Annotated in this window: 15 protein-coding genes; 3 read left to right on the top strand and 12 right to left on the bottom strand. The window is 49.8% G+C overall.

Features of this window, described 5'->3' with window-relative positions; translation table 11 throughout:
- Positions 1-275: 275 nt before the first annotated feature.
- From lspA to GX117_07510, 7 genes are all read right to left on the bottom strand, one after another.
- The gene (gene lspA / locus GX117_07540; protein NLO33192.1) at positions 276-818 is read right to left on the bottom strand and encodes a signal peptidase II; all 543 of its coding nucleotides are present in this window, start codon (positions 816-818) and stop codon (positions 276-278) included.
- Positions 805-2394, bottom strand: coding sequence for a PfaD family polyunsaturated fatty acid/polyketide biosynthesis protein (locus GX117_07535; protein NLO33191.1), 1590 nt, complete (start codon positions 2392-2394; stop codon positions 805-807). Before GX117_07535 ends, lspA begins: the two co-directional genes overlap by 14 nt.
- A gap of 301 nt (positions 2395-2695) precedes the next feature.
- Positions 2696-10372 (bottom strand): PKD domain-containing protein, encoded by a 7677-nt coding sequence (locus tag GX117_07530; protein NLO33190.1) that lies wholly within the window; start codon positions 10370-10372, stop codon positions 2696-2698.
- Positions 10373-10673: 301 nt separating this feature from the next.
- Complete coding sequence (locus tag GX117_07525; protein NLO33189.1) at positions 10674-12386, bottom strand: hypothetical protein; 1713 nt, start codon at positions 12384-12386, stop codon at positions 10674-10676.
- On the bottom strand, positions 12379-13536 hold the full coding sequence (locus tag GX117_07520; protein ID NLO33188.1) for a glycerate kinase: 1158 nt from the start codon (positions 13534-13536) through the stop codon (positions 12379-12381). The genes GX117_07525 and GX117_07520 overlap by 8 nt, the downstream gene beginning before the upstream one ends.
- Before the next feature lie 184 nt (positions 13537-13720).
- Positions 13721-14377 (bottom strand): hypothetical protein, encoded by a 657-nt coding sequence (locus tag GX117_07515; protein NLO33187.1) that lies wholly within the window; start codon positions 14375-14377, stop codon positions 13721-13723.
- A 6-nt stretch (positions 14378-14383) separates the two neighbouring features.
- Complete coding sequence (locus GX117_07510; GenBank protein NLO33186.1) at positions 14384-15139, bottom strand: hypothetical protein; 756 nt, start codon at positions 15137-15139, stop codon at positions 14384-14386.
- Between the two features lie 247 nt (positions 15140-15386).
- Between GX117_07510 and GX117_07505 the strand changes: the two genes are divergently transcribed.
- The 3 genes from GX117_07505 (at position 15387) to GX117_07495 (ending at position 18722) form a co-directional block, all read left to right on the top strand.
- Positions 15387-16730 carry a 3-deoxy-7-phosphoheptulonate synthase gene (locus GX117_07505; GenBank protein ID NLO33185.1) on the top strand — a complete coding sequence of 448 codons (1344 nt, stop codon included), beginning with the start codon at positions 15387-15389 and terminating at the stop codon, positions 16728-16730.
- Positions 16731-16794: 64 nt separating this feature from the next.
- Positions 16795-17316: an NUDIX hydrolase gene (locus tag GX117_07500; GenBank protein NLO33184.1), complete on the top strand. Its 522-nt coding sequence runs from the start codon at positions 16795-16797 to the stop codon at positions 17314-17316.
- Positions 17313-18722 carry an RtcB family protein gene (locus GX117_07495; protein ID NLO33183.1) on the top strand — a complete coding sequence of 470 codons (1410 nt, stop codon included), beginning with the start codon at positions 17313-17315 and terminating at the stop codon, positions 18720-18722. Before GX117_07500 ends, GX117_07495 begins: the two co-directional genes overlap by 4 nt.
- A 43-nt stretch (positions 18723-18765) precedes the next feature.
- Here GX117_07495 and GX117_07490 read toward each other — a convergent pair whose 3' ends face one another.
- The 5 genes from GX117_07490 to GX117_07470 form a co-directional block, all read right to left on the bottom strand.
- Positions 18766-22434 (bottom strand): hypothetical protein, encoded by a 3669-nt coding sequence (locus GX117_07490; GenBank protein NLO33182.1) that lies wholly within the window; start codon positions 22432-22434, stop codon positions 18766-18768.
- A gap of 221 nt (positions 22435-22655) precedes the next feature.
- Entirely contained in the window at positions 22656-23195 is a 540-nt protein-coding gene (locus tag GX117_07485) for a methylated-DNA--[protein]-cysteine S-methyltransferase (GenBank protein NLO33181.1), read from the bottom strand.
- 59 nt (positions 23196-23254) lie between these two features.
- On the bottom strand, positions 23255-24271 hold the full coding sequence (locus GX117_07480) for a WYL domain-containing protein (protein NLO33180.1): 1017 nt from the start codon (positions 24269-24271) through the stop codon (positions 23255-23257).
- Between the two features lie 75 nt (positions 24272-24346).
- Positions 24347-25180, bottom strand: coding sequence for an RNA polymerase sigma factor RpoD/SigA (locus GX117_07475; protein ID NLO33179.1), 834 nt, complete (start codon positions 25178-25180; stop codon positions 24347-24349).
- 88 nt (positions 25181-25268) lie between these two features.
- The coding region (locus GX117_07470) for a hypothetical protein (GenBank protein NLO33178.1) at positions 25269-25869 on the bottom strand (601 nt) is incomplete at its 5' end.

The raw sequence follows: 25869 nt of genomic DNA, 5'->3' as shown, positions 1-25869 counted from the left end.
TCATCTCGTGTAAAATGGTGGTGGGACATTATGGACTCCTTCGGGTGTTTCAACAGAACTATTGTACCGAAGATCTCTGTGATGTCCTCTTTTTTTGCACCGGTTGCATTTCAACCTTGAATCCGCCGGGGTAAAATTTTACTTGTGAATTTGATCAAAAAGTGGTATACTATAAACGGTCAGTGCCATATATGGCGTTTCTCCTTCCGCGGAGGCCTGGTGCGAAAACTCGTGTCAGGCCTCTCTTTTTGGTCGACACCATTTCATACTCTACCCTATTTCTTTTGTTGCACCTCTTTTAAAGCAGTCTTTTTCTTTTGGCGAATCTCTAACACTTCATTGAGTACAACTAGAAAAAGCCCTGCCATAATTGCTAGATCTGCCACATTAAATATGCCCGTCCGCAGCATAAAGGTATTGGTGGTGATTCCCATATTCATAAAATCGACCACATGCCCCCCCCGCACGACTCTGTCAATAAGATTTCCCAAGCCGCCGGCTACAATCATGCTTAAACCATACAGCAATAAAAGGCTGATTTTTTTTCTTAAGATAAGGTAAAGCAGAAGAGCGGCTAGAATAACAGCGTTCAACCCGGTCATGATCATGGAACGCAGTGCCTCCGGTAAATTTGCGCCGAGACTTAAAAAAGCGCCGCTATTTTCCGCATATTGAAGGCGGAATAAATCACCCCAAAAAGAATAAACCTGCCCGGTGTCCTTAAGGTAATAGATGGCGATGCCTTTGGTGATGTGATCCAAAGCAATCACAAGCCCCAAAACCAATAGGATAACAATATTTTTTTTAGTGAAGGGCATCCTTCGTTTTCTCCGTTGGGTCGTTGTATTGGGCAAATTGTTCTTGCGGCGGCGGAAAAAGTGGGGGCACGTTGATCGGAATCCCCTGTGCTCTGAGATTTTGGACACGCTGCAGCAGTGCGGCGCCATAAAGGAAATTCAAGGCAACCAGGGGCGCACTGCGACGGTTCGGCTCTTCCAAAAACGAGCCTCGTGCCCAATCATTAAAAGCGCCCATGGCAGGCCCGCACCAAATTTGATAATCTTCTTCGCGCCCCGGTGTTCCTTGATTTGCCCAATGGGATGCGGAACCGAGGTACCATCGAAAAATTAAGGCCATTTTATATTTTGGATTTTTAGCGGCACGCTCCAATTGAAGGGGATTTCGCGGTTCAAAAAATGCTTGTGTATCTTCCCAAACGGCTTCTAAGGATTTATTAAAAATGATGTCTTCTATTTTTAAACGATCCTCGTCCGGTATTTCCTCAATGCTGTTGTGGCTGCGGTACAGTTCGTATAAGCGCGACGCCCGTTCTGCGAAACGAGTCCCTTTTTTTAACACCTGCACCTTTACGCCCATCTCAAACATATCCGCAGCAGGCGCATCTGTCACATCGCTTTGTGTTACCTGTGCCAAAAGTTCACGTACTTGGGGCGAGCTGCCCGATTCTAAACAGGCCTGGTTGACTGAGCCTGTGACGATGTACGCTGCGCCCATGGCGAAAGCCGCTGCAGCGGCAGCGGGTGTTCCTATACCGCCGCCCAGCCCGACTCTTAAGGGGAAGGAGTATTGGTGTTCTTCTTCCATCTCGGCGGCAATCTTGAGCATAGACGGCAGCAGTGCTAATGCAGATCGGTGATCGGTGTGTCCGCCGGAATCAGCCTCTGCGGTGATATCTTGAGCTAGGGGAATGAAAGAAGCGAGATGCGCCTCTTGCGCCGTGATCTCCCCGCTTTTTAATAAACGATCCACGAGTTTTTGCGGCGGCGGCGCAAACATACGCCGTCCCACTTCGGTTCTCGATAATTTGGCGATGATACGATTGGGCACACAGATCTGTCCGTCTCGATCTTGAAAAACGCCTTTCAACCGAAACTTTACCAAAGCCAGGGACGGCATTAAATAGGCGGACGCCTCAATGATATGAATCTCTTGCTCTAAAAGGAGATCAATGACTTGCGTTTCCCAGGTGGAATCACCGGGGTTGTTCAGCAAATTGATGCCAAAGCTTTGATGGGGCAGACGTTGCTTAAGCCTTTCAATAATCGGTTTCAGGGAATCCACGGACATGCCTGCTGCGCCAAAAAATCCCAGCATACCCGCTTCCGCCATGGCAACGACCAAGGCTTCTGAGGCGATGCCATGTGCCATACTTCCGGCGTAGCAAGGGTAGCGGAGCTTAAAATCTCGGCAAAAACTTGGATCACCCAAGAATCCGGGAAGAGAGGCGGGCACGAAGGCGAGTACATTTTCATAGGGCACTGTGTCGCGCTTCGTATCGATGGCTGCATAACGGAGCCCTGTCGTTTCACGGATCACACAAAGGGGTGTATCAAGGCAGGACAAGACCTGCGTCCAATCGTCAAAATAGTTCACAGTTGCACAATTCCTAAGCATTTATTCCAAAGAGCGTGATTTTAGGGAGCCCAATAAACATCAAAAGATATCCCCTCTTCAACTCAGGTATAGACATTCTTTTACGTTAGGTTTTGGGCGCCGTGTCTCTATGTCACAGCGGACTATTGTTCTCCTCCGCGTAATCCTATTAACCTTTGGGGGAAATCCCGTTTGTTAAAATTGTATTTTACCACAGCGGTGCCGTGAACACGGAAGGAACTGTTGAAAAAGAAAAGGCAGCGGAAGAATATCCCGCTGCCTCACGATTCTCAGTTAAGCTTTATGCGTGTCCTTTTCTCCGAAGCAAGAACATACCTGCCACGGCAACTACGACCGCGGCAAGGGTCAAACTAAAGACGCCGCTTGCCGGAACGCCGGCAGTCACGGAAACCAATTGTTTTTTGGAAATCATATCCATCTTGTCGAAGGTTACCGCTGTCAAGGTCACCGTATAGGTGCCAACATCACGGTAGACATGGGTAGGATTCCGTTCCGTACTGACTTTTCCGTCTCCAAAATACCAGCGCCACTCGACAATGTCCTTGGTCGTAGAATGACTCAAATCTTGGAAGGAAACCTCTAAGGGCGGCGGTCCGTATAAGGGGAAGGCGTTGAAGTCAACGGTTAATATAGATTCCGTGTAGCTCCCGGAAAGCTTCAAGGTTTCGTCAGCTTCCAGGACATAAACGGCAGGATTCGGCTGAGGCGCTTCATAGTTATCCAAGTCCTCCCAGTAGATGGAGAGTTCACCTGCCGGCACATTCTCGATAACCGCATTGCCCATGTAAGTGTGGATGCCTTCGTCGGCGTCTGTCAGCGTCCATGAGGCATTGGCAGGCGTCACTTCAACCTCTACGGTACCTGTAATCCGTACATACTCGGCGTCGAAGGTATTGGTAATATCGCGAACCACGTTCACCGTCATAGGCTCCGGTGTGATCCAGCCGGGGATATCCTCAAAGAGAATCGTCTGTTCACCGTCGGTCACGGCAACCATGCCTCCGCTGACGCGCCACTCATCGCCAAAGAGCCGCCATCTTGCGCCGTCATCTATAGCCGCCGGAGGATGGAGGTTGACGGATACAACGCCTTCACCAATTCCCGTTATAGGTATATAAGCGCCGACTATACGTTTGCCTTCGTTTTGCGCCAATGAAAATACGGTGGGATTCGGTACAGGCACTGAATAGGTCGGTACAGGCGCCCAACTAACCCGAAGGGCGTTGCCGGTGGGCACCTCGTAGAAAACCCGCTCTCCCGATCCTACATGCTGTATTCCATCACCATCGATGAAGTACCACGGGGCATTGGGAGGTTCAGTGACAATTCGTATTCTTCCCGTGTGCCGTGCGTAGGCTCTGGTGAACACACTGCTGGTATCACGATTAAGAAAGATATTGATCGGCGTGGGTTGTGTCCAGCCGGGCAGCTCTTTAAACTCAATGGTTATATCGCCATCGGGTACGGGCGCGATGACATCGCTGTTAATCCACGGCCCCTCATTGGCACGCCATTGCGCCCCCGCCTCTTTGGCTTTCTGCGGCAAGATGCTGACCAGTAATGAAGCGGTTCCTTCCCCAATGATGGGCGCATAATTTGCTGTAAAGTCGACAACCATGTTGCCGTATAACAGTGCCTGCTGCATATTGGGCGAGGGCGTTTCATAGGTACTCAAGGGCAGCCATTCAATGGAAACCATCCCGGTGGGAACATCCTTAATTGAAGACGGACCCGTTCCTGTATAAACGCCGCCGTCCTCATCGGTGACCACCCACGACGCGGTGGCAGGTTGGGGAGAAACATTCACCCGGCCTGTGGCACGTTTCCATACAGGGGTTAAGTCGACAAATACATCCGGAGTCATCTGTTGGGTGATGATAGTCACGGGCGCATCCCAGTATAAAGAGATGTAGTTAAAATAGACTGCGCTTGCGCCTAAGGGAACGGAGGTATAGGTTCCCGTACTCCTCCATTCACCGGATCCAACACGCCACCTCGGTCCATAGGGCAATACTTCGGGCGGTTCAAAATTAACGCGGATACCGTATTCAGGAGCGATCTCGGTAAGGCATCCCGGGTATTGGGTGAAATCGCTGTTTTTGAAAAGTTGCGGCACACCGCTGCCTCGGGATAGACCGATAAGCCCGATGTACGTGTCCTGTTGCAGCCACGTGATGACAATGCGCCCATCAAAAAACATTTCAATTTGGAAATTAGCGGTTTGTTCCGTGATGATATTGGCGAGATGGACATGATCGTAGGTGACGACCATCCGATTGGGTAATTGTTTGTATGAAATGGTTCCGCCTTTTGAAGGATCCAAATTCAAGAACAATCCTGAAATACGGGGTTGGTTGAAATGATTTTCCAGAGTGATATTATTGCTTGTATCACCTGTATTGAAGGTCAAGTATCCATTGCTGCCAATATAAAAAGAATCATAATTGACGCCGTAAAGCGACACTTGCTTGTTATCGGTCAGCGATATTTTCACGAAGTCATCATCACCTAAGGAGACGGGTATCCCGCCCGTCAGATCAGTTCGGTAAGCCGTGGTCGGTCCTGAACAGGCACTGTAAAAATTGTTGGAGAGATTGGGCGTGAACCGGATTTGATGGTGACTGATATCATTGGTGCGGATCACGGGTGTAAACATCTCTGTAAACCAGTCATTGGCAGGCAGGGTGCTCGGCTGTCCTGTAAAATTAAGTTCCGCATTGGTAAAGGGGAAACTCGTATGCGAAACGGGCAACCACTCCAGTCGTGCGAGTAAATTATCAGGGTTATCAAAATCTGTGGGCCATTTGTACCCGAAATCAAAGACATAGAGATCCCAAGAGAAATAGACAAAAGGATAAAATTTTACACCGAGATTCAGATGCGCATCCTCACGGTACTCCACGATAGACTGATAGCCGAAAGGCGGCACATAAATGTTCCGTTGCTGTCCTTCATGTACGTATTGCTGTCCGTCACTCAATGCAATTCGATCACAACGGAGATGCCCTTCTGCAATAGCGCCTACATCCAAGGACACGCCCACTTTGGGAAGAGGGACCCAGCTGGGCAGATCAGGGAGAACCCCTTGCGAAAGCAGCAAGGACAGAATATTGAGGTTCACCACATTGGTACGGCCGCCGCCATCACGCACAACAGATTCAGAATCGAGGAGCCACGAATTGAAACTATCCCTATCAGAGGCGACCAATTTAAAGTCGGGCACATAGGGAATGTCTACAACAAAGGGATCCAAATCAAATCCTAAAATAGGCGGGATATCGAAGGCGGCTTTCATAAAGAATTCTGCGCCAAAATAAAATCCCCAATTACCCGCAGCTGCGCCCAGCCCGAGCATATCATCACTGTCCAGATGAAAAGCTCCGTTTACAGCAGCGTCAAAGGTGTAGCCTGCTTGTGCATTAATCCGCACTTGGATAATGAAACCGCCTGCATCGGGACCGGTTCCGCCGGGCACCCAACCGGAATCAAAACCCAAGTTCCCGAGACCTTGAGGCGGAACGACAAACTGCACTTCCCGGGTTTGCACTTCGCCCGCGTCTTTATCTTCTGTGACCCACGATTTGGGTGTGACATCGGATTTTTCGTCATCATCGGTTCCAACCTTCCGTAAATATGCGGGCGGCATGGGGGTGGGCGGCGTATCCGTGTAGTCGAAGAGCTGAACAATGGCGCCGCCGGGATAATCGAGACGGAGCCGATGGGGCCGTGGCTCCATGCCCTCGAAAGTTTCAAACCGTTTTTCAGAGACAAGCGTGTCGCCGTCTACAATCAATTTCATTTCAAAGGAAGGCGTATCCAATCCTTTATTCATATTTTGTGAATATACACGCGTCGCTTCATCAGACAAAGGAATATACAGTTCTTCCGTGCCGTCCTTCTGCAAGGTAATGGGAAGACCTTTATTCATTTCATCGGCGAAACCTTCGCGCTGATAGGAGGTGAAGCCCGGCAGCCCCACACCGGGTTCTCCAAAACGAACCGGTTCACGCCGTGATTCGCCATTTTCCAAGCGCGTCCAAATTTCAATAGCGCCCTGCTCTCGCGCCAAGGCATCCATAGCGTCATCGCTGAGATCCATGGGAGAAGAGGCTCGGGCGGAATAGACGACAACCACTTCCGCAGCAGCGGAGAAGCCCCAACCCAGCAGCACAGCCAAAGACAAGTACTTCAATAAAGGCCGGGAACGTCTAAACATGACCAGAGCGGCAGCGATCAGCACGGCACAGAGCAAGCCAACACCGAGGTAAGAAAGGGTAGGCACTTGGTTTTCTTCAGACAGACCGACGACAAAAGGTTGAGATACTGCAGATTCTATTTCATCGGTGACCTTACACACATAGTGACCGCTGTCTAATTCATCAAAATTATTTATTACCAAGGTAGGTCCGAAACCTTCTATAGTTTGACCATCTTTGAACCATTCATAGGATTGAACAGAGCCAAAGACGTTGCGCGGCGTCACCTCCAAAACGATGCCATCCCCTTTCAGTCCGTTCACTTCGGGAGAACCGTCACGGTCAACGGTCAGTGCTTTGGATTTCAGTACAATGGTATCGGAAATGGGATGAACCGTAGTGTTCCCGACTTGATCTCTAAGTCGGAGATAGACGGTTTTATAGCCTTGTCCGCCTTTGAGCTGCCATTGGTGTGTTGCTGCATAGGGTACCCAAGCACTCCAATTGACGCCGTCATCGCTGAAGGACATTCCTTGAACACCACTGCCCAACGTTCCATCAGCACCGTTTACGGAAAGAAGCACATCAGCAGATCTTGTAAAAACGGCGTTATTGTTAATGATCACGGAACCGGTGGGCGCCGTAAAATCAACGAGCAGCAGCCCCGTGCTTTCACTAAGAAGAACATTTCCAATGGCGTCCACAACACGCATCTCAAGCGTTGCGTAACCTTCCTCATCATAGGTCTGCCGTACGGTGTAACTATACTCAAAGGTGCTGCCTTCTGAGCGGGAGAAAAATGTGGAGTTGCCATTTACTTTAACAATAGGCACAGCGCCCAGACCATGTTCGTCCCAAGCCGTAAAGCCGATGGTTATTTTTGTTCCTTCTTTCGCCTTATCGGGGAATACAACTAAATTCGATAAGAGTGGCTTTGAATTATCAATAAAAAGTTTGTTGGAATTTTGTTGTGAAATGGCATTACCTAATATATCGCGACATGCAACGAAGATGGTTGCAAATCCGTCCGGATCAAGGGTGCTATTACGCAGCGTATACCGATACGTGTAGTGGGAACCTAAACGGGAATAATAGCTTGCCTGGGCACCGTTCACGATTACAGTGGGATTGGCTTCCACTTCGGTATAGAGATCCTCAGCATCGAAGGTGATCGCAACTGTTCCGCCGGCCCGGCTGATACTGGGGCTGACCGCAATATTGGTAATGAGCGGCGGCGTCTTATCGATAAGCAAATAATCCGTATAGGATACTGTACGGCTGTTCCCGAGCGTGTCTGCTGCCGTTAACGTTAGCTCGGCATCGCCCTGGAGCGTGGCACTGGTGCAAGTAAATGAAAAATGCAACATCTTGTTGAACCCCTCTAGTTCATCATAGCCCCCATAGAGAGCTGATACGCCATTTACCAAAAGAACAGGCGTGCCGCCAATGGGGCTGATATCGTAAACAGGAACATCAATCAAGGTTGTTTGTCCGGCGCGCAGCATGGCAGGTGTAACGATGGGATTGCTAAAGACAGGCGGGTTGGGATCCAGTGTAAGGCTATTTGTATTCACGTAATTGTACGTATTGCCGGCAAAGTCAACGGCAGAAATAGTTATTTCAGCGGCACCTTCGGGCGGGAGCGGCGTAGTCGGAACCACGTATTTCCACGTGTAGATGTATCCCGAATGGCTTGGCTCCGGAATGGAATTGCCATTGATACGCATGGTCGGAGGCGTTTGCAGACCGTAGTTGTCGATGACCTGAGCGCTCAGTGTCAGTGAGGTGCCGCCCTTAGCACGCTGCGGCGCAACTTGTAATGAAGAGATACTGGGCTGCGTGTAATCCACAATAAGCAGGGTTGATGCAGGCATCAAGGACGACTGGTTTCCTGCCAAATCAACGGCTTGCACCTCTAAGGTAGCTGAGCCTTGTGCCACAGCGGCGGTGATGGGACAGTGCCAATAATAGCTGCTTCCGGCGGCTGTGGGCTGGGCGAGCAAGGATCCGTTGAGGAACATTTTCGGTAAGGCGTTCAATCCGAAATTATCGATTACCGCCGCCTGAAAGGTGACGGTATCATTCAGTTTTGCGTACATGTGGCTGGAGCTTATCGCTGCAATAATGGGCGGCGTAAAGTCAATGGTCAAGAAAGCGGCTCCCACACCTTGCGCCTGGTTTGCAGCGAAGTCCTCGGCCGTCACGACAAGATCGACGGGCCCCTCCGGAAATACGGAGCTAATGCCTACAGCCCACGTATATACATTTCCATTGATATCGGGAAGACCGCAGTCGATACCGGCGACCTCAAGACTTGGAGAGGGAGCTATCCCATATTGATCTTGTATGTGAACAGAAACAACGACCATGTCCCCTTCCCGTGCGTAACTGTGAGACGCCTGTAATCCCGAAATAGTGGGTTTTGTATTATCGATAATAATACAGTCTTCTGTGGTCTTCGAGGTTTCGTTGCCTGCGGTGTCCTGCGCCGTCACACGGACGGCTATGGGACCGTCCGGCCAATTTACAGGCACATTCCATCCCCAGCTGAATAGATCTCCATCTTGTTGGTAAAAGACGAGGGGCTCCTCTTCAAGGGTCATGGTCGGCAGACCATCCAAGGCCGCGTTATCGGAAATTTCAGCACTAAAGATTACAAAGGAACCTGCAACGCCGAAGGGTATGGACGCGGAAGCCGTTCCAATTTTCGGCGCCGTTGTATCTTCGACTTCGATGAGAATATCTTTTTCGAAGACGCCGGGATATTGGTCATTTCGCGCGCCGACGCGGATGGTGTGTGAGGCGTGCTGTCCCGCGTCAAGGAGGGTCGTATCGGCAATGCGCACTTGCACATCCGCCGTATTGCTCGGACTCAGCTTAAAGCGGCCGCCGGCATTATTAATCAAAGTCCATACATAAGGCGGTTTATTATCACTGTCTAAAGCGTGGAGCGTGCCGACAAGCGTGTCGTTCGGATCATTGTCATTGACGCTTAGCGTATCAGGATCAATAGCGGCTATACCAAAATAACTGGAGGGGACGACCATGGCAACCATGCCCCAATCTTTAGAGAGTGCTCCGGGCTTCGGCGTTTCCCACGCAGCGGTGATCGTGTCCAAACTCGTACCGGCCAGCGTGCTGCAGCCGTGCCGGGAATGGTCGGCGAAAGATTGTGATGCTTTAATATTCCATTGTTCGATATAGCCGCTTCCGCGGATTGAGAGATTCTCTGAGTCATAGCCTATGACAGAGACGACCACAGAACCGGCCGGTGTTTCTGTATTGGAAAAACTGATAGAGGGATTGGTGTTATCCCCTGATCGACCCTGAATCGCTCGCTTGGGTGCGCCGGAAAGAGCACTCAGATTTACCCCGGACATAAAGAGGCATCCGATGGCTTTCTTTTTCGAGGCGCCCGTCATATCAGCGGAAATGGTTTGTGCTCCGGCAGGCGGATTCACAAGATACCAAAGCTCAGCCCGCCCGTCGCGCTCATCACCGGGGGCGTCGGTTGATCGGATACCCGTGGTAAAGGCCTGAGAGCCCATAGTCACCGAATTTACTTTCCGATGCCCGGCATTGGAAATACCTACAACGGCGAGTTCGGTATCCGGCGGCACCGTAACATTAAAACTGAAGGTATTGGCGTTTCCCTCATCTGCAGTGGATGCGGCCCCAAGTATTGCCACATCTGCAGAACCCCAAAAAGAAACTAAGACCGTGAACAGTATGAAGAGTAAATCATGGAAAGAATAGCGCATTGTTCTACCTTTCTCGGGACTTTAGTCTAGTGGACTAGACTAACAATCGTTATCTTCGCTATTTTGGTTAAAGCTACTTTTATTCACTTCTATTATACTTAATACGGTGAGAATAATCCATTGATATTTAATGATAATGATATCTTATTGAAATAGTTGGGCTAAAATGATGCATTTTCTTTAAAAAAAGCTATTTCAACGGTGAGATTAAAATAAAGCAAGAAAAGAGGGGCATAGAATAGCTTAGAACAAATAGCTTTTTCCTCCACCGCATTAAGTTGTCAGATGCCCAAAATCTGAGTCAGCCCTTACGAAGACGATAGGCCAGACGCAGAGGAGCCTTGCCGTGGACACTGAGGATGAGGGTCGGTGAGACATGAACAACACCCATCTCGGGACAATAAAAAAAAGATTCTTGTTCAAGAACCCAGTCTATCTGTGAACCTGATTCTGAAGAGAGTTCCAATTCTATGGTAACACCACAGGAAAAACCACGGACAAGATTCTGATCGATCTGAATGGTCCAGGTCGGATGGAAATGAATAAAGCTTTTCATCCTTTGGTCACCAATAAAATTATCCACACAATCCTGAATTGTCCATACCTCTGCTTTTCTGTCGTAATGAATTCGGCGTTCGTGTTGATGTCCCTTAAAATGTGTGAGTGTTCCGCAAAGAATCGCCTCTTCTTCATTTGTTTGAAATTCGAGGGCGCTCCGCTTGGAGCGGCGCGCAACGCGAAAGGTCTTCCACAGATCAGCTTGTTCGTATCCATCCAGTTGCGCCGTGTTGTGGGCAGCAGTACTTCGACAATAAGCGCGCAACTCACTTTCCGCGTAGCCGTGGACACCGCTGTCAACAATACAGCGTAAGCCTGCCAAACTCAGTTCATAGGAAAACACATCGCAATGGCTATGCCCCGGTTGGTAGTCAGGTGAAGGCGCAGTTGTTTTTACAATCATGCGGTCGTCCCCCGCAGGATTATCCAAGATATAAAAGCCTGAGGCGGGATCGACGTCTTCCCCGCCCTTCTCCGGGAAGTCGGCACCGTCTGTTTCAAGCATACGATGAACAAGACGTATCAAGGTTTTGGGGGCGGGACCTGCTCCCAAAACACTATCTCCAAAAAGAGGGATGTCGCCGTCAGGATGAAGAATTTTCTCCAGAAAACGGCTCATGTTAATCAGTGCTTCTTTTAAGAAGACGGGCTTCTCTTCTAAAAACACATAAGCAAGCAGACAATCCCACAATACCTGTACATGATACATCGGGCTATTTTCAAAATGGCCGCCATCAGCATGGAGCTGTTCCTTGAGCTGCTCTTCCAGAAGATGCATGCCTTTTTTAAAGAGCTCTTTGTGGCCAGTCAATTCTCCCGCTGCCGCAAGCGCACAAGCATTTTTCAACAAATGATTTGCGCGCAGATCATATTCTAACCACGATGCCAGCCACAGGAGTTGTCGCGCATAGGCGCTGCGGATCTGCGGTTCTTGCAATTTAAAGACGGCAATCAATAAAGGCCAGTTAAGTAAGCGGTCTGATAAAGGACCTCCGTCCCAAGCGCAGCCGGAGCCGGGCGCGGTATGTTCGATCCAATCGTTGATCCAATGGAGTGCACGATCTCGATCACCAAGATAATCATCTTTAGCGGCGTTAACGGCAAAATCACGAAGGAAAGAAAAACTGTTCAATTGATAGCGCCACAATTTCGGATATTGATTGTCTTCCCACGGAAGGGAGTGTTGCGATTCCATGGGAATGCCAAGAAAGGAAAGAGCTTGATTTCTGAGGGCGTCCACGGCGACTTCTTGGTGGAGTCCTTCAGCATGACATACTTTTAAAAAGCGGTCGATACGACGCAAGGTTTCGGGATTAAAAGGCGGCGGCGGATCCGCTGTCTTCGGCAGCCGATAGAAGCGACAGGAACGACGGATGCTGTAGAAAAGACGCCAATAGAGTTGAGAGAAACGCAAATAGCGCAGCGTGTGACAATAGCGTAAGAGCTTTTTAATCATGAACGCTTCGCCCTTTCATTGCGTCAAAAAGTCTCCCTATATTTTTGGCTGCGGCGGAGAGATAGTGCGCTGCGTTTTGCATCGATTCTTCAGCGCTTATGGGTCCCGGCGCGATGGGCAGCACGGCTGTCACGCCGGCGCTATAGAGCGCTTCGAGAGAACCGCGAACACGACCGGCGAAAACGAGGAGCGGTTTTTTATGGCGTGATGCAAGGGCTGCCACACCGGCGACGACCTTACCTTGTAAGGTTTGTCCATCCACGGCGCCTTCACCGGAAAAAATAATGTCCGCCTCTTGCGCACATTCTTCCATGTCACCGTAAGCATCAAATACCAAGCTGATGCCGGAGCGCAGTGTTGCGCCGGTAAAGGCGACAAGCCCCGCGCCTAAGCCGCCTGCCGCTCCGCCGCCGGCTATGGATAAAAGATCAGCGCCCATTTCTTCGCCGACTATGACGCCGTAATGGTGTAAGGCTGCATCAAGAGGAAGGATGGACTCCTCAGGCAAAGCTTTTTGCGGGCCATAGATCACCGTAGCCCCTTCGTCGCCACACAATCGATTCTCTACGTCACAGGCACCGATAAACTCAACAGACCGAAGCCGCTCGTCTAATTGGGTACAATCGACGCGAAACAAATCTTGGAGTGCAGCGCCACCCGGCGGCAAGGAGTTTCCCTGACGATCCAAAAAGGAAACGCCCAAAGCCTGAGCCATCCCCGCGCCGCCGTCATTGGTGGCGCTGCCGCCTAACCCGACGATAATGCGGCGAACCTTCAAATCCAGTGCATGGCGTATGAGCTCGCCCACGCCCCGCGTGGTGGCAACCAAGGGATTGCGCTCTGCGGGAGAAACAAGAGAAAGCCCTGCTGCCGCCGCCATCTCTACCACTGCAGTCGCCCCGTTATCGAGAAGGCCTAAGGATGCTTTGACAGGCGTGCCCATGGGTCCGGTGACAGTTCGCGTAATCGTGGTGCCGCCCAAGGCGTTCAAGAGTACCTGCATAAGTCCGTCGCCGCCATCGGCAAGGGGTCGACAGTACACTTCGGGTGTTTCAGCTGTCCCTTCGTGCAAGCCTTTTGCCAAGGCGTCAGTTACGCGGAAAGCATCCAACGATTCTTTAAACGAGTCCGGGGCAATAAGCACTTTCATCTATGATCAACCCTGTGTTTATAGCGTGTATCTTGCTTCATTTTAGACCCTGCATATGGGGCACGCAGCTTGTGCCCGTAGGTGGTTACTTAGCATTTACATAACCTCCAGGCACTATACAGCACAACAGAAAAACAACAAATCTCAATGGTATACACTACCAAATTGAAGGCATGATTTCCTTTCATCTGATCCCAGACCTGTTTTTTCGGACGGGACCGAAAAATATCCTGCCCGCTGCGATAACGGCAACCGTTGCTATCGAAAAAAAGATCATCAAGAACGGTGCGCCCAGCTTTGCACAAAGGGGTAAGGCAATAGCGGTAATCAATCCGCCTCCCAAAAGGGGTTCGAAGAGCAGCTGTTTGCTGCCAAAGCTTTCAAAGGCGCCGCTTTTGTTGTGCGGGTCTGCCATACGCATGAGCAGCAGACCGCTCGCCACCATGCCGGTGCCTTGTCCAAAATCACCGATTCCCCGTTCAAACCAGCGGTCGGGCAGCATACGGGGCGCAAGAACCCAGAAACAAAAGATCGTCCAGAGGACACCGACCAAGGCAAGACCTGTAAAGGCGATCCAGTTTTCTCCGATACTGGAAAGAGACAAAGTAGCCAGTGCAGAAACAATAATAAAATCCAGACACACACCGGCAATACGATTAATCAATTCGCGGGATACCTGCTGCGCCCTGCCCGTTTGCACAAGAATGATCTGTAAGATTGCGCCGCCAATCATGGCAAGGGGAAATAAAGGGACATAGTCCATAATCTTGCCGGTGAAGGGTCCGTACGTATATTGTTCAAAAAGAACCAAGCTGCGTCGGAGCAATTCTCCAATCAACATGGCCAACTACAAGAGTGCGAAATGAATCGTCAAAGGATCAGAAGTGGTATCTGAAGCAGATTTGACTTCAATATTTTCATTGTCTTGAAGCGCGGAGAGTTCGTAGCGCTCTTCATCCTTCGTAAATTCTTCCCGGGCAATGGTTATGGCATCACTGCGTAAGGCAATATTTATAAATAGGGTACCGAAAATGACCGCTGACAATAAGCCTATCGTCGCCAAGCCTAAGGCCATATCCAGCCCTTCGGGGAAACCCAATTCCGTGAATACGGCGGTCAACCCCGCAGCGGTTCCATGTCCGCCGGAGAGAGAAATTTCAAGGAGCATACCGCTGAGCGGCGTTATCCCCGTCAAGGGCCGCAGGATGACCAGTACAGCAAAGAGCCCCAAGGCATAATGTCCGAAGGCAATGGCGCAGCCTAAAAGCGTTTGCGGCCCTCCTGAGCGCCAAAGGCTGCGGCGCGGCGGCAATGCCTTGCCCAAGAACATGGCGGCAAATACAAAATTAATCAATATCCCGGGCATCTGCCGCCACGTTTCGACGACGGCGGGCGGGAAAACACCTTGACTGAGCAAGGTCCCCTCTTCGTAGAGACGACCGACTACTTGCGGTCCTAAACACAGTCCCAACAATCCGGCGATGACGGAGGTGGGGATAAAAAACCAGCGAAAAATGCCTAAGCGCCTTCGCAATTCGCGGGCTACCAAAATAAGCAAGGCAAGCAGCATTGACGCTGCAACAACCAGTCCAACATTATCCATGATCACTCCTGTTTTTGGGGGTCAGCGTGTATTCTCCAATCACCTTCGGCATCATCCCGTCACCCATAGAGACAAAGATATCATCCCATGATGATAACACTTTTCCTGCGGCGATCCACTTTAAAAAGCGTATCCTTTGGTGCAGGATGCGCAGAAGGATAAAGGAAATTCGTCTGCCAAAAATCATCGGTCAATATGGTATGCTACCCTTAGTATGTAATACAAAGCAGTTTTTAAGGCACCCTCAATGACCAATACCCCAGCACTTTCAAGATGGCAGCCCGGATCTTGGCGCAACTATCCGGCGTCACAACAACCCCACTATTCAGACAGCGCCCAACTCGCTCAATGCTTGGAAAGCCTGCAGAATAAACCGCCTATTGTCACGCGAGGAGAGGTGGACAAATTGAGTGCTGAATTGGAAGAAGCCGCTTTAGGACATCGCTTCATCTTGCATGGCGGCGATTGCGCAGAATGCTTTTCCGATTGCCGCGCCGATGTTTTAAGGGACACGCTTTATGTCTTACTTCAAATGAGCATGGTGCTTACCTATGCCATGCGTAAACCTGTCATCCGCATTGGCCGTATTGCGGGACAATATGCCAAGCCACGCAGTCAAGATATGGAAGACATCGCAGGACAGACCTTGCCCGTATACCGCGGTGATCTCATCAACAGTCATGAAACGACGGCTGAAGCGAGAAAAGCGGATCCATCGAGAATGATAACGGGATACCATAATGCAACGGCAAGCCTGAATTATATCCGCGCCCTTATCGAAGGCGGCTATGCCGATCTGCATCATCCCGATCGATGGAACCTCTCTTTTATCAAAGACAATAAAAACAGACAGGCTTACGATAAGATTGTGGACGCCATATCCGATGCGATCCGATTCATGACCACCATCGGCGCCCTCGACTCGGATGAACCCTTGCGGCGCATTTCCTTTTTTACGTCCCACGAAGCCCTGTTACTTCCCTATGAAGAAGCCCTGACCCGCAAGGATTCTTCAGAAGGTTATTACAATCTCGGCGCCCATTTCCTGTGGATCGGCTATCGAACCAGCGATTTAAAAGGGGCCCATGTCGAATATTTGCGCGGCATCGGTAATCCTATTGGTATAAAGGTTGGACCGAATAGTAAAGGGGCAACTTTGGTGCGGCTCATAAAAACGTTGAATCCCCAACGCATTCCCGGACGGATCACGTTGATCACCCGTTTCGGAACGAAGAATATCGGATCCATGCTTCCGCCCTTGGTCAAAGCCCTTCAACGGGCAAAGCAGCCCGTCTTATGGTCTTGTGATCCCATGCACGGCAATACAGAAATTCTTCCTGACGGCAGAAAGACGCGTCAGGTAAAAAATATCTTTTCCGAACTGGAACAATGTTTTCATATTCATGCGTCACTCAACTCTAATCTGGGCGGCGTACATTTCGAACAAACCGGTGCCGCTGTAACCGAATGTATCGGCGGTTCCCTGCACGACGAGGCACAACTGAATTGTTATGAGACACGCTGTGATCCGCGGTTGAACGGTGCACAAGCCTTGGAAATGGCCTTCCTGATTGCAGGCTTATTAAGATAATGATCCTTTTCTCAAAAACTCTTTTTGGAATAGAGAGAAGCCGATAAACTGTTAGACTGTGTACATGACCGATTTTAAACCTAAAGATTTTAAGTGGAACTATTGCAACACTTGCGGCGGTCCGTTAAACTTTTTCTCAGATGGTGAAAAAGAACGCCCCTATTGCAGTGCGTGTCAGCGCCATTATTATGATAATCCCGTGCCCGCCTGTTGTATTTTTATCCGAGATACGGAAGATCGGCTCCTCTTTGGCAAACGGGCTGTAGAACCTTGCCGAGGCGCATGGGCACTTCCCGGCGGCTTTATGGAAGCCCATGAAACGGGGGAAGAATGCGTTTTTCGTGAAATGGCGGAGGAAACAAATCTCTGCGGCGAAAAAGCGCAGCTCCTCGGTGTCAGCAGTGCCCATAATGCCGACTATAAGAGCATCCTTGTCTTGGGCTACCTTGTACACCATTGGACGGGTATCATCAAACCGGATTCCGATGTGGACGAACTGCGTTTTTTCGCCCGTCATGAACGCCCCTTCGTCCCTTTCGAAGCCCATCGCGAACTCATCTCAATCTTTGATCGCTTATATCCATGAATGACCAACAACTTTATAAATTAGGATTGACCAACAAAACAGAACTGAGTACTGCACGAAGCTGCATCCAATACGGTCAGGCACGGGGATTGTCGCTCAAGCAATTAAAAAAGAAATTGAACCGAGCTCTGAGGAATCCCGAAAAACATCGGGATGATCCTGTATTTGCACCGCTCTCGACCCTGCTCATCCGCACGGGGAAAAGTGCAGGCGGGACAAATCGTCACCAGTCATCAACGGGTGGAGCGCCCTACCGCAAATGGGGTCGTGATTTGGATCCCCAAGCAATACGCCAGATGGAACAAGCCTGTTCCTTACCGGTCTCTATACGGGGCGCGCTGATGGCCGATGCCCACGTGGGCTATGGACTTCCTATAGGCGGCGTACTCGCCACAGACAACGCGGTGATCCCCTACGCCGTCGGCGTCGATATTGCCTGCCGTATGAAACTTACCGTCTTAGATATGCCCGCTAAAAGTCTGCGCGATGAACGCTGTGAAGATCTGCGCCGTGCCATTGAAACAGAAACACGCTTTGGGGTGGGCGCCACATTTATCAAGAGACGCAACCATGATGTGATGGATAAAGATTGGTCGGTGTCACCCGTGTTAAGGCGCATGAAAGACCGGGCATGGTCGCAACTGGGGACTAGCGGAAGCGGCAACCATTTTGTAGAATTTGGAACAATGCGAGTGGAACGGGAAGGGCTGGGGCTGAAGGAAGGCGAATATTTAGCGCTCCTCTCCCATAGCGGCAGCCGTGGGACGGGCGCGGAAGTCTGCCGTCATTACAGCCAGATCTTTCAATCTGCTCAGAAGGGATTACCGCCCGAATTGCGGCATCTCGCTTGGATGTCCATGGATAAAGGGGAGGCGCAGGAATATTGGCAAGCCATGCAATTAATGGGCGATTATTCAGCGGCAAACCACGAATTGATCCATGACCATATCCTTCGGCATCTGGGCGCGACTTCTTTGGCAAGTGTGGAAAATCATCATAATTTCGCTTGGAAAGAACATCACGACGGGCGCTCTGTCATTGTCCACAGAAAAGGAGCGACGCCGGCGGCGCGCGGCGTACTTGGTGTTATTCCGGGCTCTATGGCGAGCAGGGCATACATCGTGCGGGGCTTGGGAAATCCCGACAGTCTCAACAGCGTTTCCCACGGTGCCGGTCGTGTGTTAAGCAGAAGCCGCGCGAAACGCATCTTATCGTGGGGCGATGTAATGAAAAACGTGCAAGAAAAAAAGGTTAAATTATTGTCTGCCGGGATTGATGAAGCTCCTGCCGTGTATAAAGACATTGAAGCGGTTATGGCGAGTCAACGTGATCTTGCAGAAAGCTTAGGATATTTCATGCCGGCTTTGGTTAAGATGGCTCCGGCAGGCGAACGACCGGAAGACTAATTGAGGGTGCAGAACAAGCTCCAGCCTATCCATGAAGAGGGCATCACTTTACCGGTGTCGCGATTTTAATACTTTGTTCGGCGACCATACCCGTCAACATATCACGCACACGGATGGTGTATCGGCCGGGAATTTGATTGAGTGCCAAGGGAATTTGCATTTCCGCAAATCCGATATCCGAATCAACACACTGCCTGTAATAGGGCAAGGGGCTTTTGTTTTGCGGCATAAAGTCTAACAGAAAAGCATGTTTCCCCCCTTTGTCTTTGGGCACTTTAATAAGACAGCGTATCGGTATGCGCTGTCCCGCAGCGGCTACATCGGGAGCCTCCAATACCAAAGTCTCTACCTTGTAGGCTAAGGCGGCAAAGAGCTGTACCTCACCGCTCTCCAGTCTAAAACGGTAATGATGGGGACGGCGGATTTGCTCGCCTGTCAATACATTGTACACGACATCAGAGGCGTTGAAAGGCAGCTGTATTTGTTGACGGGGCGCGTCCATATCAGCTTGAGCCGCATAGATTTTGGATTCTCCAAAGCTATAGGCATAGACCCTGCCCAGAAAGCCCGCCTCTTTTGTTTTCACCGTAGCGGCCACCGTTGACAGGTCGGTCATAAAGCTGTCCATGGCTTTGCATTCGGCAGGAACCAAGTGTTTGCTTTTTTCCTGTTGTATGTTTCGGAATGGATAATTCAGCAAAAGAGAGTTGCCATTTTTATGGCGGTTAATAATCCAAGCCGGAGCGTCTGCGCCCTGTGCAAGGGCAAAGCCTTGCTGTGTTTGGACGGAACGGTCAATCCAAGTCCAGCCGGCATCCATGGCTCCCGACGATTCTGACTCAGATACCATCAGCGCCGCTTGGCTTATCTGAGACTCCCCTTCTTTGCGCACGCCGAATAACAATTCCATTATATTTTCCGCGATGGCAATGCCATGCTCATCATAGACGCCCGGAAGTACATCCGCTATGACCGCGCCGCCTCCTTCCACATACGATTGAATGGCGCTGCGCTCTTCTTCGTCCAAAGTACGGCACAAAGGCAGCACAAGAACGGCATAGCTTTGCGGGGCCAATTGTTTCAATCGGGCTTTGTCGATGAAATGAAAGAGATGATTGTTGAAATGCAATAAGGATGCCACGGCATCCTGCGCCTCATTTAAGGAGACAGAATAGTCCGTATTGACCTCGCTGAAAAAGCGGGAACCGTGACTATCATAGACCCCAATCTTGGGACTCTCCCGCTTTGCCAAATAGAGCAAGGGCCCGGCTGTATCGCGAATCTCACGCACTGTTTCGCCGAGCACGGTCAGGGCAGGGCTCGGCGTGCCGTCCGGGTTTAACCAGGGAATAGAGGCGCTATCCCCGTAAGCGGCACTCCATATATTGTCGAGCCAAAGGGCAGACACCTGATTCAAAGCAAGGCTCCAAGGCAGCCATGTCAGCAAGTCGGTGTCGTATCCTTCCTTGAGTACGACGCCGGACCAGGTGTTCGCCTTGCCATAAGACAAGACCTTTTCTAAAAACAGCGTCGTATAATCAGCTGCGACAAAATCTAAATTCCGGAACAAGTCAGGCCAATGACATCCATGGCGCGCTGTTGCGTCTGCATTGAAAGAGGCACCAACACTTGCCTCTTTATCGGTCGCTACGATCAAAGAGCGCGCCCAGCCGTGGAAGGATGAAAACTGACGATCCATAAACACACGAAAGTCGATCCAAGGGGCAATCACATCGGATTGTCCCGGTCCCATGGACAGGGGCAGTTCCAAAAAATCCCAATCACCAAATTGTGTTCCCCAAGAATAGTTTAGCCGGTTAAAATCGCCATATTCCTGTTGTAAACTTTGTTGGAAAGCATCCAAACAGAGGCCGCATTGACAAATATTTTCCTCTGATTCACAGAGCAGATTACGGTTGCCCAGCGAATAACGGGTCATGGTTCCTGCCCAGTGTTTCAGGGTTCCTTCACGGAGCTGCGAATCTATATTGCTGCGGTAACCATGATCATTGAAACAAGGATCACGTTGAAGTCCGTCTCGGGCCTGCTTGGAAGCGATACGCGTCAAAGCGGGCAAAAACTCCAGCCCTGCCCGTGCAACGGCAACAACAGCATCTTCCCCGCCGGGCGAATGAATCACAGACACACCGCTTTGGGCGAGCGTATCCAGATAATGACGCTGCCCATACTCACCGATGTGATCCACTGAAGCAATTAAATCCAAAGTAGTCATGGAAGGGTGACGGCGGACACTTAAGTAGCGAACTTCCCGATAGGCGTTATTGAGTTCCCATTCCGACGGCGCCACGTTCTCGCTTTCCAGCGCAAAGACTTCAAGTTTTATTACAGACGCCAATAAATCCGTGAAGTGTATACGTAAGGATAAAGCGCCGCCGTGGTGAGAAAAAGGTTGGCGGCTTGTTGCAGTCACACGATCAAAATTATCGGTGGCACGAATATAGATCGCGCCGCCTCTGTTTTGGTTAGCCACAGGGCGCACGTCCATCCGCACTTCGAGAGAATCATTGGGCAGCAGCCAATGTTTTTCCAGTTTCAAATTCGTAAATTCAGGCCAGCCGTTCAAGTCGATCTGCGCCGTATACCAATCTGCAATACCCCCTTTCGTTTTGAGCCACACATCCAACATACAACTGCCCAGCCCTGCGGGGATCTCGAAAAGATGCGCATCTTCACCACGCGCCAAAGGTACCGTATCTTGGTAGAGGATGCGAATGGCGCTGTCCACTTTCCGCAATTGCGATTGTATTTCATACTGGCGATCAGCAGGCCGATCCAACTCCAATCGAAAGGGGCGTGTGGGCTGAGCAACAATAGAATCGCGCATGCTCTGTACATATTCAGGATAAAAGTCCGGCGGTATTTCCAAGTCATCGGGGCCGGCAGGCGAAATATCCACTACCCTTTCGATGCGGACAGGATTCAACCGATCTGCAGCAAGACATAAGGCACGAATGGCAAAGGAATAGGCATTATCTTCGAAGACACTGTCGAGGGTATGGGGGTCTGCCGGGCTTTGAATCAAGCTGTGGTTTTCGGGGACATCACCGGGATAATCCAGCTGGACGATCCGCCCTTTTTCATGGCGGCGGACAGTGGCAATTTCGTCTAAATCTCCACTGCCGGGAAAGGCACAGGCGCCTATTCCGCTTCCCAACAAGGGCGCTTCCTCATCAATTGCCAGACTCTCTAAAACGCTATTTAAAGAATCCTCGACGCCATCATGTAGATAGGCCGTGAGCAAACCGGCGCCTTCCGAGACACGGTTGAGGATATCAGATAATAAGGATTCAGGCAGGATACGCGTGTCTAGGTTGGCAAGAACAATGACATCCCATTTTTTTCTCAAAAGACTTTTTAAATGAGACAGGACTTCTTCTTCAGTTGCTCCTTTGGGCGGATGGCTTACCAAAGCAGGATCATAGCCTACGTGGAAGGCGTCCCAAAGAGAAACCGTCTCATACGTCATATCGAGGCGCAGATCAATTTCCTTCACGTCGCAGACTGTCGCAGCAGGGAGTATGAAAAGACAGCGAATTGCTTTTGCTGCTAAAGGTTTTGCCCAAACCACCTGCGAACCGACCTTCCCCTCTTGTGTTGATTTCCCCTGTTGAGGCAAGGCATGGGCGTTGCTGATCCCGATAGCCATCATCAGAGAAATCAGCGGTGCGGCTTTATTGAAGTACTTAAGCATGCGGAATAACCTATACATACGTATGCCCGTTATTTTCGGAAAAGAAAACGAGAAACCCATCATTCGGCCTATTTTAGCATATCTCTTTTGCGGAGGACGGCTGCGGCGAAGGGAAAAGAAGCGATCTTCTCAACATATATTGAATAGCCTTTTCAGTATCTTCAGGAAATGTTCATGAGATGCACAGCTTCGCTATTCGTCTTGAGTCAGGGCTTAAATAATTATAAGGCTGTACCTTTGTCCGGTATAAAAAAGCCCGACAGATCAACGCCTTCCAATTCGAGCAAGAACAATTTTCTCCGGATGCCGCTCGCGTAACCCGTTAAACTGCCGGTTGTCCCAACAACCCTATGGCAGGGGATGATAATGGAAATGGGGTTATGCCCCACTGCATTACCAATAGCCTGACCTGCCATATTTTTTTTATTGAGCAGTGCTGCTGTTTTTTTGGCGAGAGTTCCGTAAGTGGTGGTCTCTCCGTACGGAATTTCACATAATAATTTCCAAACGATCTGTCGAAATTCCCCGCCAACGGGCGCGACAGACAAGGCGCTTAAAGGCGGTTCCTTGCCTACGAAATAAAGATCCAGCCATTTTTTAAAGGGTTTAAAAACAGCCTCATACTGCGCGCCTTGAATCATGGCAGGCGTAGAACCCCCGTAATATTTTTGTCCTTCCACCCAGAGTCCAACGAGTACATCGTCGTCCGTGGCGAGCGTAAGCTTACCGATAGGTGAATCATAAAAACCGGTGTAATACATGAATTTGTCTTTCTCATACAAAGGAGTTATCAAAATGAATTTATAAGAGAATGTCTGATTTAGTCGGAAAATTGGTGCGTTGCTATAATGCGCTGCGTTTGGGATTCTATTGTTTTACGTAATGCGGCAGGCTCGAGCAATTCCATTTCCCCTCCAAAACTCAAGACCCAGGCGACTGTCTCTTTTTCACTGGTCGCGGTGAAGCGCAGCAAAAGCATGCCGTCTTCTGACCATTCCAGCTCTTGATCCTCGCTCCATACACGTTCACTCACATACATAGCCGCATCTTTATAGACCCGTACGGTCACACGAAAAGGGGCGCCCTTATAAAGTCCAAAGGTTCCGGTAAATTGCTGTACATCTTTATCTGCCGTAATCGCTTCAAATTTTTCCTCCAAAAGTTGAACGGCATACATGCGATGAGCAGCGAGAAACATGTCTTTATCAAAGTCTAACTTGCCCTCTTTATTGCGGAGAAAACAGCGCAAATAAAGACCTTCGTTGAAGACGATCATTTGAAAAGGGGCAACAACAAAAGTTTTGGGTTTATCGTGGCCGGGTCCTTTATACTGTATTTCACAAAACCGATATTCTTGAATGCCTTGGATGGTGTGGGTAATCAACGGCTCTTTATCGGTATAGTTAATTCTTCCTTTGGGTTTGGTGTGGACCCAAGAGGCTTTTAAATCTTCTTGATCATCAAAATCAGGCAGTAAGGTGGTCGCCCCTTCCAATGCTTCGGTCACTTGTTTTCGGTAATTAGTCGGGAGCATATGCCAAACCATATCACGGCAAAGAAAGAGTTTGCTGAGCGCGTCGATGTCAAGGGTTATATTCGGTAATCGACGGGTCTTTCTGGCTTGATACATGCGTTCACGATTATCAATCCATGTGTCAAGGACAAGGCCTCGGCTCCTGTCGATTTGTTCAATCATACGCAAAACAGTTTGCTTGGAACAGTGAAATAAATCAGAGAGCTGGCTCAACGAATGGGGTCGACTCGAAAAGAGAAATAAACTATACAAGCCAATTACTCGTTGAGATGAACCGGTATAAGGATCTTTTTTAGGCGGCATGATTAGACTCCCTCCTTTTTGTATCGCTTCGTTCTAATCTTCCACTGATCATATCACGGCATCTAAGCCATTATATTAAATCGGTGTGAAGTCTTCTCGATGTTTATCTACAAAAGAACGCATCCGTTTCATGGCATTACGTTCGATCTGGCGTATACGTTCTCGGGTCAGGTCGAAGTACACGCCCGTCTCTTCAAGCGTATGGGGCCGACCGTCCTTCAATCCGTAACGGTATCGTATGATGGATGCTTCTTTTTCTGACAGGAGGTTAAGCAGCGTTTCAATTTCCTGATTGCGTTCGAATTGGGTTTGCGCCTGATTGGTCCACGTGGACTTTTGTGTGTCCGCAACAACAACAAAACTATCATCATCGGTGGATTGGATATTTTCCAAGGCAGAAATGGCCTCGGCATTCATTTCCAGACGCTTCGCTTCGCTGGGTTTAATTCCCATTGCCTCGGCTATTTCTTCGCTCGTTGGCTTTTTCCCCGTCTTTACATAGAGCTCTTCATAAATACGTTTGTATTTAATAAGGCCGTCTGTAATGTACACGGGGACACGGACTGTTCTGCCTTGATTGGATAGTGCTCGGGTGACTGCCTGCCGTACCCACCACGTGGCATAGGTGGAAAATTTAAATCCTCGGTCGGGATCGAAACGCTCCACCGCTTTCATAATACCAATATTGCCTTCCTCGATCAGGTCTAAAAGAGGAAGACCGCAGTACAGATATCTCTTGGCAATACTTACGACCAAGCGCAGATTGGACATGATCAGGATGCGCCGAGCCGTTGCATTTCCTTGGCGTGCCTGCTTAGCGAAACGGAGTTCTTCCGAGGCGGAAAGTAAAGGTATTTTTGAAATCTCATTCAAATACCGGGATAGATTCTCATCCTTGAAGTCAATCATGGTTATCCTGTTTCGTGACACAAACTGCACAGCGTCGGGAGTGATTTAAAGATAGGCGCTTGAAAAGTCTGCAATACACCTCCGAAACTTACTTGTCTTGATCGGCATCATTTCGCGGGAAACGAATCGTTTTAAAGCTAAGATCATACAACTTTTGCCGCCAAGAGGAAGGGGGCTTCGACGCCTGCTCACCATCAGACTTATGGCTATCTTTGGACTCCGAAATGGCATCCTCTTGATGTTCCTCTTTTGAAAGGGGAAGCGATTCCTTCTCTTCAAGAGTAACTCCGTCCTGAACCTCCTCATCTTTCGCTTCTTCTGATGGATCAGGGGAGATATCCGTGATTGCAGATATTGAAGACATAGGGCCGGATGATTGCGGTTCTTCCGGTAATTCAGCAAGGATTTCAAAATCGTCGTCAGCGGCGCTTTCCTCAGGGATCTCTGTCTTTAGCTCTGCGCCCGCGTCTTCGGTTGGTTCATCGGCAAGATCTACGGGAAGGGGCGGAAGTTCGGTATCATCTTCAGCGGCGCTTTCCTCGGGAATCTCTGTCTTAACCTCTGCGCCTGCGTCTTCCGTAGCTTCATCAGCAACATCTACGGGAAGAGGCGGAAGTTCGGTCTCATCTTCAGCGGCGCTCTCGTCGGGAATCTTTGTCTTAACCTCTGCGCCGGCGTCTTCCGTAGCT

It is taken from the genome of Candidatus Hydrogenedentota bacterium (assembly GCA_012523015.1).
GTDB lineage: Bacteria > Hydrogenedentota > Hydrogenedentia > Hydrogenedentales > CAITNO01 > JAAYBJ01.
This window is presented reverse-complemented; position numbering and strand designations above follow the sequence as displayed.